The 13,274-nt window shown below is 35.7% G+C and carries 12 protein-coding genes; all 12 read left to right on the plus strand.

Annotation, left to right across the window (positions count from 1 at the left end; all coding sequences use genetic code 11):
- Positions 1-13: 13 nt before the first annotated feature.
- The 12 genes from FHL05_RS01940 (at position 14) to rny (ending at position 13,163) form a co-directional block, all read left to right on the plus strand.
- Positions 14-1,225 carry an AI-2E family transporter gene (locus FHL05_RS01940; protein ID WP_153385253.1) on the plus strand — a complete coding sequence of 404 codons (1,212 nt, stop codon included), beginning with the start codon at positions 14-16 and terminating at the stop codon, positions 1,223-1,225.
- 188 nt (positions 1,226-1,413) lie between these two features.
- Complete coding sequence (gene trmL, locus FHL05_RS01945; protein ID WP_153385252.1) at positions 1,414-1,923, plus strand: tRNA (uridine(34)/cytosine(34)/5-carboxymethylaminomethyluridine(34)-2'-O)-methyltransferase TrmL; 510 nt, start codon at positions 1,414-1,416, stop codon at positions 1,921-1,923.
- Positions 1,924-1,939: 16 nt separating this feature from the next.
- Positions 1,940-2,380, plus strand: a complete 441-nt coding sequence (locus FHL05_RS01950; RefSeq protein WP_153385251.1) for a DUF1149 family protein — start codon at positions 1,940-1,942, stop codon at positions 2,378-2,380.
- Between the two features lie 82 nt (positions 2,381-2,462).
- Positions 2,463-4,856: a DNA translocase FtsK gene (locus FHL05_RS01955; RefSeq protein ID WP_153385250.1), complete on the plus strand. Its 2,394-nt coding sequence runs from the start codon at positions 2,463-2,465 to the stop codon at positions 4,854-4,856.
- Positions 4,853-6,127: an EF-P 5-aminopentanol modification-associated protein YfmF gene (gene yfmF, locus FHL05_RS01960; RefSeq protein ID WP_153521907.1), complete on the plus strand. Its 1,275-nt coding sequence runs from the start codon at positions 4,853-4,855 to the stop codon at positions 6,125-6,127. The genes FHL05_RS01955 and yfmF overlap by 4 nt, the downstream gene beginning before the upstream one ends.
- 1 nt (position 6,128) lies before the next feature.
- A complete protein-coding gene (gene yfmH, locus FHL05_RS01965; protein WP_153385248.1) occupies positions 6,129-7,367 on the plus strand; it encodes an EF-P 5-aminopentanol modification-associated protein YfmH in 1,239 nt (412 codons plus the stop codon).
- Positions 7,368-8,093, plus strand: coding sequence for an elongation factor P 5-aminopentanone reductase (ymfI, locus tag FHL05_RS01970; protein ID WP_162000169.1), 726 nt, complete (start codon positions 7,368-7,370; stop codon positions 8,091-8,093).
- Between the two features lie 65 nt (positions 8,094-8,158).
- A complete protein-coding gene (locus FHL05_RS01975; protein ID WP_153385246.1) occupies positions 8,159-9,016 on the plus strand; it encodes a helix-turn-helix domain-containing protein in 858 nt (285 codons plus the stop codon).
- Positions 9,017-9,082: 66 nt separating this feature from the next.
- Positions 9,083-9,667: a CDP-diacylglycerol--glycerol-3-phosphate 3-phosphatidyltransferase gene (pgsA, locus tag FHL05_RS01980; protein WP_153385245.1), complete on the plus strand. Its 585-nt coding sequence runs from the start codon at positions 9,083-9,085 to the stop codon at positions 9,665-9,667.
- Positions 9,668-9,691: 24 nt separating this feature from the next.
- Positions 9,692-10,234 carry a CinA family protein gene (locus tag FHL05_RS01985; RefSeq protein WP_153521917.1) on the plus strand — a complete coding sequence of 181 codons (543 nt, stop codon included), beginning with the start codon at positions 9,692-9,694 and terminating at the stop codon, positions 10,232-10,234.
- 88 nt (positions 10,235-10,322) lie between these two features.
- The gene (gene recA, locus FHL05_RS01990; RefSeq protein WP_153385243.1) at positions 10,323-11,471 is read left to right on the plus strand and encodes a recombinase RecA; all 1,149 of its coding nucleotides are present in this window, start codon (positions 10,323-10,325) and stop codon (positions 11,469-11,471) included.
- Between the two features lie 126 nt (positions 11,472-11,597).
- Entirely contained in the window at positions 11,598-13,163 is a 1,566-nt protein-coding gene (gene rny, locus FHL05_RS01995) for a ribonuclease Y (protein ID WP_153385242.1), read from the plus strand.
- Positions 13,164-13,274: the final 111 nt, after the last annotated feature.

The following is a 13,274-nucleotide window of genomic DNA, read 5'->3' on the forward strand; positions in this document are numbered from 1 at the left end:
TGGGGAGTAATTCATGAAAGAAACACCAGAAAGAAAGAAAAGTTGGTTTTACAAATGGTTTCTGAATAACCAATTGACGGTGATTCTGATTAATATTTTCCTAGTTTTTTTGATAATTTACTTATTTTCAAAAATAAAATTTGTCTTTGAACCAATAAGCCAAATTCTGGGGATTACGATGCCACCAGTGATTTTAGCGCTGGTGTTATATTATTTGATTAATCCGTTAATTAATTTATTAGAAAAAAGGTTTCATATTAATCGGATAGTTTCGATTACCTTCGTTTTCATAATTATTTTGGCATTATTGATTTGGGGCGTTATGTCGCTGATTCCTTTTGTTCAAAGCCAAGTTGCTTCGTTAGTTCAAAATTGGCCACAGTATTGGGATTCTTTGAATAAGAGTTTGCAGAATTTATTTTCTGATCCTAAGCTTCATATTGTTCAGAAGAGATTAGCTGATACGAATACCAGCATAACGAAGAGTTTTGAGAAATCAATGGACCAGATTTTGCCACAGACCGTCAATAATATCAGTTCAGCTGTTGGCGTGTTGACCAATGTGGTAGTAGTTATCTTAACGGCGCCATTTATTTTGTTCTTTATGTTAAAGGATAATAATAAATTTAAAGAGTCAGTGATTCGTTTTGTTCCAAACCGTGTGAAAAAATCAGTTGGCGATATGTTATCTGAAATCAGCAAAGCTTTGAGTTCATATATCACAGGTCAATTGACGGTTGCCTTTTGGGTTGCTGTGATGTTTTTCATTGGCTACCTGATTATTGGTCAAAGATACGCTTTGATTTTGGGTATCGTAGCTGGGATTCTTAATTTGATTCCTTATATCGGTTCGACTTTAGCTTTAATACCATCGCTTGTGATTGCTGCATTTATTGCACCATCAATGGTCTTAAAGGTCGTCATTGTCTTTATTGTTGAACAAACAGTTGAAACACGTGTTGTTTCGCCAATTGTTGTTGGAAACAAAATGCAAATGCATCCTGTTACGACAATCCTAGTACTGTTAGTTTCAGCAGGGATGTATGGTTTGATTGGCATGATTGCCGGAATTCCAATCTTTGCTATCTTGAAAATTATTTGTACGAGATTCTTTAATTGGTTCAAACGAAACTCAAGTTGGTATCAAGATGAGCCATTAATAGAGGATAAAAAAACTGAATCAGAGGATTCAGATGATGATAGTTCCAAAAAAATTCACAAATAATTCATATTTGTGTTGTCTAGACCGGGCATATCGTATATAATGTTCTTTGAGTTTTGTATTTGCTTGTTTTTCTCAGGAGAAATTTTGACAAAAGCAGGTAAATGAGAGGCTATACTAGCGCATGTCCTTGCTGTGGTTTTCACCGAGGGTATGCGCTTTTTTGGTAAAAAGGAGACTAAATTTAAATAATGACAAATCATATTGCACTTTACGAACCATTGATGCCAGCAAACACAGGTAATATTGCTAGAACTTGTGCTGGTACCAACACTAAATTACACCTCATCCGTCCATTAGGATTCAGTACTGATGATGCTCATATGAAAAGAGCTGGCTTAGATTATTGGGATAAGGTCGATATTACTTATCATGATGATTTAGATGACTTTTTGAATTCTATTCCTGATGATAAATATCTTTATTTAATCACTAAGTTTTCAAATAAAGTTTACAGTGATCAAGATTTCACTGATACTTCAGCTGATCACTATTTCTTATTTGGTAAAGAAACAACAGGTTTGCCAGAAGATTTTATGCGTCAAAATCCTGAGAAATGTCTTCGTATTCCAATGAGTGATAATATTCGAGCTTTGAACTTATCTAACAGTGTTGCTTTAGTTATATATGAAGCTGTTCGTCAACAAAAGTTTGCAGGCTTAGAATTAAGTCACCATTATCAACATGATAAATTAGATTAGGGGGAAAGATTAGATTATGAAAATTAATAAAGGTGAAGTTACTGTTCAGTCGTTTCATTATGATGCAGAAGCACCGACAGCCGATGCAAAAACAAATTTGAATATCAATATTGAACATCCTGGATTCAAAAACGAGGATGGAACGCCAATGAATGAAGATGAAGGTCTGATTTTACAAATCGTGGTTCCATTTGAAATTCACATTGAAGATGCACCATTCAAGGTGTCGGGACTTATTGGACAAGTTGTTCAGCCAGTTGATTTTCATGGTGAAATCAAAGATCTCGATTCTAAACAGGTTAGACAATTATCACGTTCAGTAGTGGAATATATTGAAACGTTGGTTTATCAAGTTACTAGCGTTACGTTGAATCATGGCGTTTCATTGAACTTTAATGAAAATTCAGAGATTAAGCCCAATGACGCTATGAATGATTTGAAGAATGAAGATAAATAAACAGTCCAGCTGGGCTGTTTTTTTTAGGTCTTAAAAAAGGTATAATTTTAGATGATGACTTTTAAAATCGTGTGAGGTACTTATGGTAAGAAAAAAGGCAAGTTCAAAGCCTAGAAAGAGAAAAAAGACTGTTGATAATTCACGCTTGATTAAATCTTTAATCAGTCTAGTATGGATAATTTTGTCAGTTTTAGGCCTGTTCAAATTTGGACTGGTTGGAAAAACCTTTGATAATCTTTATCGAATTCTAGTTGGTGACAGTTATCAAGCATTATTGATTATTAGCATTTTTATTGGGGCAGTAGTGATTGCAACGGGTCGAATACCCGTTATGACGCCGAAGAGAAATTTCGGATTTTTATTTGTATATTTAGGAACTTTAATTATTTTACATGGCATTTTCTTCTCAAATATGTCGCTTTATCATAACTATAATTTAGTGACTTGGAATACATTGGCTGCTGACATAACGCAAGTCTCAGTTAATGACACTGTCGGTGGAGGTATGATAGGCTCATACTTGTTCAGTATTTTTATGCCGATGTTTTCAACTGTGGGGACTTATTTTGTCACGGCAATATTGATTTTTATAGGAATATTGATGTTGTGCAATGTGACGATGAAACAGGTATCAATCGTTACAACGGATGTTTTAGTTTATTTCAAACATTTGTTCATCAAAATAAAAGATGCTTTGAGTGGAAAATATAACGATTATGTTGATCAAAAAGCAACTGATAACAAACCGAAGACGGCTAATAAAGCAGCTAAAGAAGATACAGTGGATCGTGACGATGATAAGTTTGCCGATGGAATCAATAGTTTTACTAAAAAAGAGCCAGATTCTGAACCGTTTGAAATTGAACAACCAACAATGAAAAAGGCATCGAAGGAAATGTCTGAACCTAATTCTGATAAAGCTCAAGTGGTTTCCAAACCTTATGGTATCGATGGGACTAAAGATAAGGACTTACCAGACCCAGTCAGTGCTAAAAAGGGCGATACAAATGTTAGTGATGAAGGGTATCAATTGCCTGGAGTGGACTTGTTAAAAGAAGTTCCTCAGACTGACCAAACATCAGAAGTACATTTGATTGAGGAAAATAAAGATAAATTACGTGAGACATTCAAGAGTTTTGGCGTTGACGTTGATGTTAAAAAAGCTAGTCTTGGACCAACCATCACAAAATATGAAGTTCAACCAGCTGTCGGTGTTAAAGTCAGCAAGATTGTTAACTTGGCCGATGATTTAGCACTAGCTTTAGCAGCCAAAGATATTAGAATCGAGGCGCCAATACCTGGTAAGCCATTCGTTGGTATTGAAGTGCCTAATAAGACTATTTCGACTGTTTCATTCAAAGATATTACTGAGAATCAAAAGGATAAGACTCATCCGTTGATTGTTCCATTAGGAAAAGATGTTTCAGGTAACATTATTGAAGCAAATATTACTAAAATGCCGCATTTATTAATTGCTGGTTCAACTGGTAGTGGTAAATCTGTAGCTATTAATACGATTATTACCGGTATTTTAATGAAAGCTAAGCCAAATGATGTCAAATTAATTTTGATTGATCCAAAAATGGTGGAATTAAATGTCTATAATGGCATTCCGCAATTGTTGATTCCAGTTGTAACTGATGCAAGACGTGCTGCTGGAGCTTTACAAAAGGCGGTTAAAGAAATGGAACGGCGTTACAAGCTCTTTGCCGATACCAGTCACCGTAATATCACTGAATACAACGCCGATGTAGATAAATTCAATAAAACAGCTAGCGATGAAGAAAAAATGGAACGTTTGCCTTATATCGTCGTTATAGTCGATGAATTATCTGATTTAATGATGGTTGCTGGGCATGAAGTTGAAGCAGCTATCGTTCGATTGGCTCAAATGGCGCGTGCTGCTGGTTTGCATATTATTATTGCAACGCAGCGTCCATCTGTTGATGTTATTACTGGATTGATCAAAGCCAATATTCCATCAAGAATGGCCTTTGCTGTTTCTAGTGGGGTCGATTCAAGAACAATTCTTGACTCAGTTGGTGCAGAGAAGCTCTTAGGGCGAGGCGATATGCTATTTCAACCGATTGGAAAGAGTAAGCCAGTTCGCTTGCAGGGAGCTTATATTTCGGAATCTGAAGTAGAAAATGTCGTTAACTTTATTACAAATCAACAGACGGCAGAATATGATGAAGATATGATTCCAACTGATGTTGATGAATCGGGCACAGGTGATGGTGAAAAACCTGAAGATGAATATTGGGATGATGCTGTCGACATGATAGTTGATAAGCAATCAGCCAGTGTTTCGATGCTTCAAAGAAGATTCAGTATTGGCTACAATCGAGCCGCTAGAATGGTCGATGAAATGGAGAATAAGGGCATTGTTGGTGCTTCAGAGGGAAGTAAACCCCGCAAAGTCTTAATCACTCCCGAACAACTTGAAACAATAAAGAAAAATCAGGTGAAAAATTGAGAAAAACATTAGCAAAAAATATTTTCTTGAATATTAATCCAATAAAAAAATTCCGAACCATTAAGATTCAGATGGACTTCTTACGTCCATTAAACAAAGATGAAACCACTAGCCGACGCTTATTGGCTAATGTTATGTCTAATTCAACGGCAGATTATCCCAGTTTTAAAGCGATAAATGACCGTGAAATGGAACTTTATGGTTCAGAAATCAACGTCTTTACGCGCAATCTTCTAAACTTCAACGATTTAGCATTTAGCGTAGAGTTTGCTGATCCTAACTTTTTAATAGATGGACAAAAGCAGATTAAGGATAATCTTGATTTACTTGGTGAAATTATTTTTAAGCCCAATTTAGATGGAAATAAGTTCAATCAGACTGCCTTTGAGACAGAGAAAAGAAACTTAATGTCCAATTTAATTTCGGTCCAAGATAATCAAGACCTTGTTAGTACCTTGGGATTAGCTAAGCTAATCTATCAAAATAATCCTAACCGTCAAATTCCAATTTTTGGAAGTATTGAGCAACTAAAAGATTTAACAAATGAAAAGTTATTGGAAACTTATCAAGATGTTGTCAAAAACGATACGATTGTGATCAATGTCGTCGGAAATGTTAATGAAGATGAGTTTCTTCAAGAAATAATGGCTAGTGATTTTTATCAACAAATGACAAATGATCGAAATGACTTACAAATTGAATTTGAGAAATTCACGGAATTAGTTAAACATCCTTTGAAACAAATTGATCATAAACATTTAAACCAAAGTCGAATTGCCCTAGCTTATTCGACTGAAAATATCAATAAAAAATTTAACCGATTGGCTCCACAAGTTATGAACTTGATTTTAGGAGGAGACGACCAATCGCAACTATTTCAACAAGTCAGAGAAAAGAATAGTTTAGCTTATTCAGTTTCTAGCGTTTATCAACCAATCAGTCACTTAGTGATGATTCAAGCAGGTCTTGATTCTGCTTCAATTGATAAGGCTTTGGACTTGATCAATCAACAAATTGATTACATCAAGCGTGGCGATTTCACTGATAATCAAGTTAGCCATGCTCAAAAAGTTATGTTAACTAGACGAAAGATTTCAACTGATTCGATTCACTATTACATTATGAGAAGCATTTGGGAAACAGTTTATCCAAAGACTTTACTAACTGATGAACAATTTCAAAATGATTTGGATAATTTGGATCGAGAACATATTGCAAATGCAGCTCAAAATCTGCATGCAATTGCGCAATATCAGTTGATTGGAGATTAGTATGACGGAAAAATTAGAGAAACAAACAAAAAAATTGGCCAATGGTTTGCAAATAAGCGTCGTACCAATGCCAGGCTTTAACCAAGTTTATGGATTGGCGATGGCTAATTTTGGATCAGTTGACACTCAGACGCAAAAGGGCGCTTTGCCAGCCGGGATAGCTCATTTTATTGAGCATAAGCTGTTTGCCAAGCCAAATTATGATGTATCTGAAAAATTCGCTCAATATGGGGCTAACTCAAATGCTTATACCAGTTACACTAAGACGGCTTATTTATTTCAAACTTTAGAGAATCCTTATGATAATTTGCGTATCCTTTTGGACTTGGTTCAAAATCCTTATTTCACTGATGCAAACGTGGCTTCAGAACGAGGAATTATTGATCAAGAAATTCAAATGTATCTTGATATGCCAGAGTGGGTCTTGGAACAACGAATTTTAGGAAAACTCTATCCAAATGACCCTATTGCTCAAGATATAGCTGGTTCCAGTGCATCTTTAAAACAAATCAATCGAACTAACTTGTCAGAGACTTATCTTCAAAATTATCGTCCAGATAATATGGATTTAGTTTTAGTTGGCGATGTTGATTTTGAAAAAATTGAAAATATTGTTGAATCATCTGACTTTCATACCGTAGATGCACCTTTGAAAAAAATTCAAGGAAAATTTGCTCCAATTGCTCAAGGCGGACAGGAGACAATGGATATCAGTCAGGCTCGAAGTTCATTTGGAATTAGAATCGATACTGAAATGTCTGGATATGATTTAGTTAAAAAGCAGTTTGAATTGAACATGATTATGGAAACCTTAATCGGTGAATCTTCTAAAAATTATCAAGAAATGAGCCGACTTAATTTAATTGATGATAGTTTTTCTTATAATGTTGTTGCAGAAAACAACTATTGTTTTATCATTGTTAGTGGGTCAACAAATAATCCTGAGCAATTTCAAGAATATTTACGCAATCATCTATCTTACGAGGTCTTAAAAGAAGTCTTAAGCGACGCAAAATTTGAAAGAATCAAACGTGATGCAATCGGTTCTTATCTTTTTGCACAAAATTCACCAGATGCAATTGCCAATCAAATGGCAGAATTGTATTTTTATGATGTCGATTATTTGCAACTTATCCATATGATTGATTCGATAAGTAAGGATGATGTGCTAGAAATATCTGCGAAATTTCTAAAAGATGATAATTGTACCTATTACAATCTTTTACCAAATAGGAAGTAAATTATGTATGCATTGGTTATGGGTAGTTCTGGCGATATAGGGACTAGCAGTGCAAAGAAACTGGCTAAAAATGGCTGGTCTCTTTATCTGCATTACAATCGCAATAAAGAACGAATTGAAAAGTTACGCACAGAGCTTGTCGATAAGTATCCGCAACAAGATTTCATTCCCATTAAATTTGATATGACGCATGATGCTGTCTCAGATTTAACGAAACAAATCTTTGGGTTAGATGCGATTGTGTTTGCACAAGGCAATACTTACTACAAGTTATTAGTTGATATTTCAGAAGAGGAAATTGATTCTCTTTGGAATATTCATGTGAAATTACCAATTCTTATTCTGAAACAATTGCAGGATAAGCTTGCAAAGACGCATCATGGTCGAGTGGTTTTCATTGGATCCATTTATGGAAAGATTGGTTCAGCAATGGAAGTCGTTTATAGCACGGTGAAGGGTGCAATGTCATCTTTTGCGGATGCTTATGCTAAAGAAGTTGCTTCATTAGGTATTTCTGTCAATGTTGTTGCACCAGGTGCGGTGAATACCAAGATGAATACACAAGAGTTTTCACAAGAGGATTTGGAAAGCGTCAAAGATGAGATACCAGCTGACAGGTTGGCAAATCCAGATGAAATAGCTGATTTAGTCAGTTATTTAGTCAATATCAAGTCGAATTATCTGACTGGACAAACGATATATTTTGCTGGTGGCTGGTTGTTATAAGGTCGCTAGTAGTTGGATAATAATATATGTTATACTTAGAAAAATTAGTTAATCGGTGGTAAATAATGGACGAAATTGGCCAAAAGTTAAGAAATGCCCGTATTAAAAAGGGCTACACAATTGATGATTTACAACAAATCACAAAAATTCAAAAAAGATATTTAATTGCTATTGAAGAGGGTCAATTTGATCATCTTCCTGGTGACTTTTACGTTAGAGCTTTTATCAAACAATATTCTGATGCAGTTGGGATAAATAGCGATGACTTGTTGGATGAATATAAGGCTGAGATACCTAATTCTCAACCAAAGCAAGAAGCACAACCAACAGAAACAAAAACTCGAACAATCAAAGAAGAATCCAATTCATTTTTCTCCAATTTGAGTAATTATATTCCTCAAATCGTTGTTGGAATAATTATAATTGTAATTATTGCTGTGATTGCTTTTGGAATGGTACACCGTAGTCAAAACGAATCAAGTGTCTCAATTCCTAAGGATAATACAACGCAAACAACTAAAAAGAAGAGCAGCAGCAGTAAAAAAACAACAGCTAAAAAAGATACTAAGAAAAAGTCTAAGACAACTAAAAAGTCAACTTCAGCAAGTGTTGAAGAATCAAGTACCTCTGGAACATTCACAGTTAAGAACGTTCCTTCAGATGGCTTGAAAGTAGTTGTCGAAGGTAGTGGTGGTCAAGCTTGGATTCAATTTGATGAAGGCTCAGACACGACTTGGCAACAAGCATTGAGTTCTGGCGATAAGAAATCAACGACTGTACCAAGCGATACTTCAACTTTCTCGATTCAAACAGGTAACGTCAACAATACGAAAGTTACTATTGATGGAAAAGCTGTTGATTTATCAAAATCTCAAAGTGGCAGTTCAATCGTTAAAACTTTGACATTTAATATTGAAAAATAAAATAATGGTGTCTAATCTTATATGAGTAGACACCATTATTTTGTTAAAAATCTTGGAGGATATCTGATGGTTTGGAATGTACCTAATAAATTAACCATGTTTCGCATTATTTTAATACCAGTATTTATTATTTTATTGGCATTCGGTTGGAGTGATTGGGGCGATATTTATGTTGCTAACGATTTGATTCCAATGAATCACGTTATTGCAACAGTAGTTTTCATTGTAGCTTCATTAACAGATTTACTTGATGGTAAAATTGCTCGTAAATATAATTTAGTTTCTAATTTTGGTAAGTTTGCTGATACTTTAGCTGACAAGATGTTAGTTATGACAGCATTTATCTTTTTAGTTAGCTTTAACATGGCTCCAGCATGGGTAGTCGCAATTATTGTCTGCCGTGAATTGGCCGTTACCGGATTGAGAACGATTGTTTTGGAATTTGGTGGCAAAGTTATGGCAGCACAAATGCCTGGAAAAATTAAAACAACTACACAAATGTTAGCAATTATTTTCTTATTGCTACACGATATTTTCTTCTCCGCTATTGGTATTCCTATTGGAGAAATATTCTTATACATCTGTTTGATCTTTACGATTTATTCAGGTGCTGATTACTTTATTCAAAGTAAAGATGTTTTCAAATCTTAATACGTAATTTGGAAAGTGAGAACAATGAATAGCAAAGTAACTGAAATTTTAAAGAGAATTGAATCGACTGATTTTGAATCTGGCTTGCCTAAGGAATATGAAGATATTCCTCAACAAGTGGTGGAATCATTAAAAAGCAATGGTTTAAAAATTACTGCTGCTGAAAGTTTAACGGCAGGATTATTTCAAGCAACTTTGGCATCTGTTCCAGGAGCCTCAAATGTTTTTGATGGAGGATTCGTTACCTATGCTGATTCTGTTAAGGTTCAGTTATTAGGGATGGATGAAGACTTGATTAAAAAAAATACTGTCGTCAGTGGTCCTGTTGCACAAGCTATGGCCGAATTATCAGCTAAAAAGTTGCAAGCTGATATTGGCGTAGGCTTTACAGGTGTAGCTGGTCCTGATCCTTTAGAAGGCAATCCGGTCGGAACCGTCTTTATCGGTGTTAATAATAGTCAAAAGAACCAAACAATAGTTAAAGAATTTCACTTTTCTGGAACACGTCAGGCGATTCGTTTGCAAGCAATGCTTTGTGGATTTGCTCTCGTTTGGGAAATAATATAACGGACAAACATTTGTTCGCTTTTTTCTTGCTTTTTTGATGAATTACTAATAATATACTTAGTGATGAATGCATTAGGAGGAACTCAATTTGGCTAAAGATGAACGACAAAAGGTAAAAGATGAACGTCAAAAAGCGTTAGACGTTGCTTTGAAAAAGATTGAAAAAGACTTTGGTAAAGGTGCCATTATGAGAATGGGTGATGACGCAAATACCCAGATTTCAACAGTATCTACTGGTTCACTAGCCTTAGATAATGCTCTAGGTGTCGGAGGATTTCCACGTGGTAGAATCGTTGAAATCTATGGACCTGAAAGTTCTGGTAAAACTACTGTGGCCTTACATGCGGTTGCAGAAGTGCAAAAACAAGGCGGTACAGCTGCTTATATCGATGCTGAAAATGCCATGGATCCAGAATATGCCAAGGCTTTAGGCGTTAATATTGATGAATTATTGCTTTCTCAACCTGATACAGGTGAACAAGGACTTCAAATTGCTGATGCCTTGGTTACCAGTGGTGCAGTTGATATTGTTGTTGTTGATTCAGTTGCAGCCTTAGTTCCACGTGCTGAAATTGAAGGGGAAATGGGCGATGCTCACGTTGGCCTTCAAGCTAGATTGATGTCGCAAGCTTTACGTAAGCTTTCGGGTTCAATCAACAAGACTAAGACAATCGCTTTATTTATCAATCAAATTCGTGAAAAAGTCGGTATTATGTTCGGTAATCCTGAAACAACGCCTGGTGGTCGTGCTTTGAAGTTTTATTCGACTATCAGACTTGAAATTCGCCGTGCTGAACAAATTAAAGATGGTTCAGATGTAATTGGTAACAGAACTAAGATTAAAGTCGTGAAGAACAAGGTTGCGCCTCCATTTAAGGTGGCTCTAGTAGATATCATGTATGGACATGGTATTTCACAGACAGGTGAATTGGTCGATATGGCTGTCGATAAGGATATCATTGATAAGAGTGGTTCTTGGTACTCTTATGGCGATGAACGGATTGGACAAGGTCGTGAAAACGCGAAGACTTATCTATCTGAGAATCCTGAGAAGATGGAAGAGATCAAGAGTCGTGTCAGAGCCGCTTATGGAATGGATGGAAAACCAGATGATTCAGCTACAGAAAAAAAGGATGATGATAAGTCTTCTGAGACAAAATCATCAACTAAAAAAGGTCAAAAAAATGCTGAAACCATCGATTTAATTCCAAATTCAAATAAAAAAGAGACTGATTAGGTCTCTTTTTTTCTTTTTATTTGGTTGACAGGTCATATTTATTCTATAATATTAAGTTGTATGTAAATATTCTGTAACATATGATTTTACAACAAACTTTTTAAAAGCAAACATGGAGGTGATGGCATGTATCCTGCTATCATAACCTTCTCTTTCGCTCTAGTAACATTGATCGTAGGTGTTCTTTTCGGATATGCTCTCTGTAAGGATGCTTATGAGAAAAAACTTTCACAAGCAAAACAAACTGCTGAAGATATTGTTTCAGATGCTAAAAAAGCGGCTAAGTCTTTGAAAAAGGAGACTTTGCTTGAAGCAAAAGATGAAGTTCATCGTTATCGTGAGAAACAAGAAGATGAACTTAAAGAACGTCGTAAAGACATTCAGAAACAAGAGAATAGAGTTCTCGAACGACAAGACATTTTAGATAAAAAGGACCAATCGTTAGAAAAACGTGAGGAAAATATTGAAAATGGCGAGAATAATATTACAGCAAGACAACATAAACTTGATGAAAAATCTAAACAATTGACTGATACTCTAAATGAACAGCAAGCGGAGCTGGTTAGAGTAAGTAATTTAACTCGTGAACAAGCAAGAAAGATTATTCTTGGTAAATTAAATAAAGAATTAGTACATGAACGTGCCAAGATGATTAAAGAAAGCGACGAACAGGCTAAGCAACATGTTGATAAAGATGCGAAAGCCTTAATCGTTGCAGCTCTTCAAAGAAGTGTGGCTGATACGGTTTCAGAATCTACCGTTACGACCGTTACCCTACCTAATGAAGATATGAAGGGCAGAATCATTGGCCGTGAGGGGAGAAATATTCGTACCATTGAATCACTTACTGGTGTCGACTTGATTATTGACGATACGCCAGAAGCGGTTTCATTGAGCGCTTATGATCCAGTGAGAAGAGAAATTGCCCGCATGGCTCTGGAGAAATTGATTGAAGATGGTCGTATCCATCCAGCTAGAATCGAAGAAATGGTCGATAAAGCTAGAAAAGAAATGGATGATCATATTCGTGAAGTCGGTGAACAGACAGTTTATAGTCTGGGCATCAGCTCTGTCAATCCAGATTTAATCAAGATCATTGGACGTATGCAATATCGTACGAGTTACGGTCAAAATGTTTTGAGTCACTCAATCGAAGTAGCTAAATTATCCGCTGTAATGGCTGCTGAAATGGGTGAAGATGTTATGTTAGCAAAACGAGCAGGTTTATTGCACGATATCGGTAAAGCTATCGATCGTGAAGTTGACGGTTCACACGTTGAAATTGGTGTGGATATCGCCACTAAGTATAAAGAACCAGAAGTAGTCGTTAATACGATTGCTTCACATCATGGGGATGTAGAACCAACATCATTCATCGCAACAATTGTTGCAACGGCTGATGCAATTTCTGCGGCACGTCCAGGTGCCAGATCTGAATCGATGGAAAATTACATCCATCGACTTGAAAAATTGGAAGAAATTGCCAATAAGCATGAAGGTGTTGATCATTGTTACGCAATTCAAGCTGGTCATGAAATTCGCGTGATGGTCAAACCAGAAGAAATTTCTGATGACCAAGCTGCAATTTTGGCTCGAGATATCAAAGGGGAGATTGAAGAAAATCTTGAATATCCAGGCCATATCAAAGTTACAGTCGTACGTGAAGTTAGAAAAGTTGAATTAGCTAAATAATTAAAATATTAAGGGGTGTGTCTTTTGATGCACTCTTTTTTTAATTTCTTTTTGGAATAAGCGCTTGGTATTGTATAATTGTTTTATTAATGGAAAGTGAGTTTTTCTAAA

This window comes from Companilactobacillus halodurans, from assembly GCF_009600995.1.
Lineage (GTDB): Bacteria > Bacillota > Bacilli > Lactobacillales > Lactobacillaceae > Companilactobacillus > Companilactobacillus halodurans.

Coding starts and splice junctions, on each gene's coding strand:
- FHL05_RS01955 (WP_153385250.1), top strand. CDS start 2,463: ATGGTAAGAAAAAAGGCAAGTTCAAAGCCTAGAAAGAGAAAAAAGACT.
- pgsA (WP_153385245.1), top strand. CDS start 9,083: ATGGTTTGGAATGTACCTAATAAATTAACCATGTTTCGCATTATTTTA.
- rny (WP_153385242.1), top strand. CDS start 11,598: ATGTATCCTGCTATCATAACCTTCTCTTTCGCTCTAGTAACATTGATC.
- trmL (WP_153385252.1), top strand. CDS start 1,414: ATGACAAATCATATTGCACTTTACGAACCATTGATGCCAGCAAACACA.
- yfmH (WP_153385248.1), top strand. CDS start 6,129: ATGACGGAAAAATTAGAGAAACAAACAAAAAAATTGGCCAATGGTTTG.
- FHL05_RS01950 (WP_153385251.1), top strand. CDS start 1,940: ATGAAAATTAATAAAGGTGAAGTTACTGTTCAGTCGTTTCATTATGAT.
- FHL05_RS01985 (WP_153521917.1), top strand. CDS start 9,692: ATGAATAGCAAAGTAACTGAAATTTTAAAGAGAATTGAATCGACTGAT.
- FHL05_RS01940 (WP_153385253.1), top strand. CDS start 14: ATGAAAGAAACACCAGAAAGAAAGAAAAGTTGGTTTTACAAATGGTTT.
- FHL05_RS01975 (WP_153385246.1), top strand. CDS start 8,159: ATGGACGAAATTGGCCAAAAGTTAAGAAATGCCCGTATTAAAAAGGGC.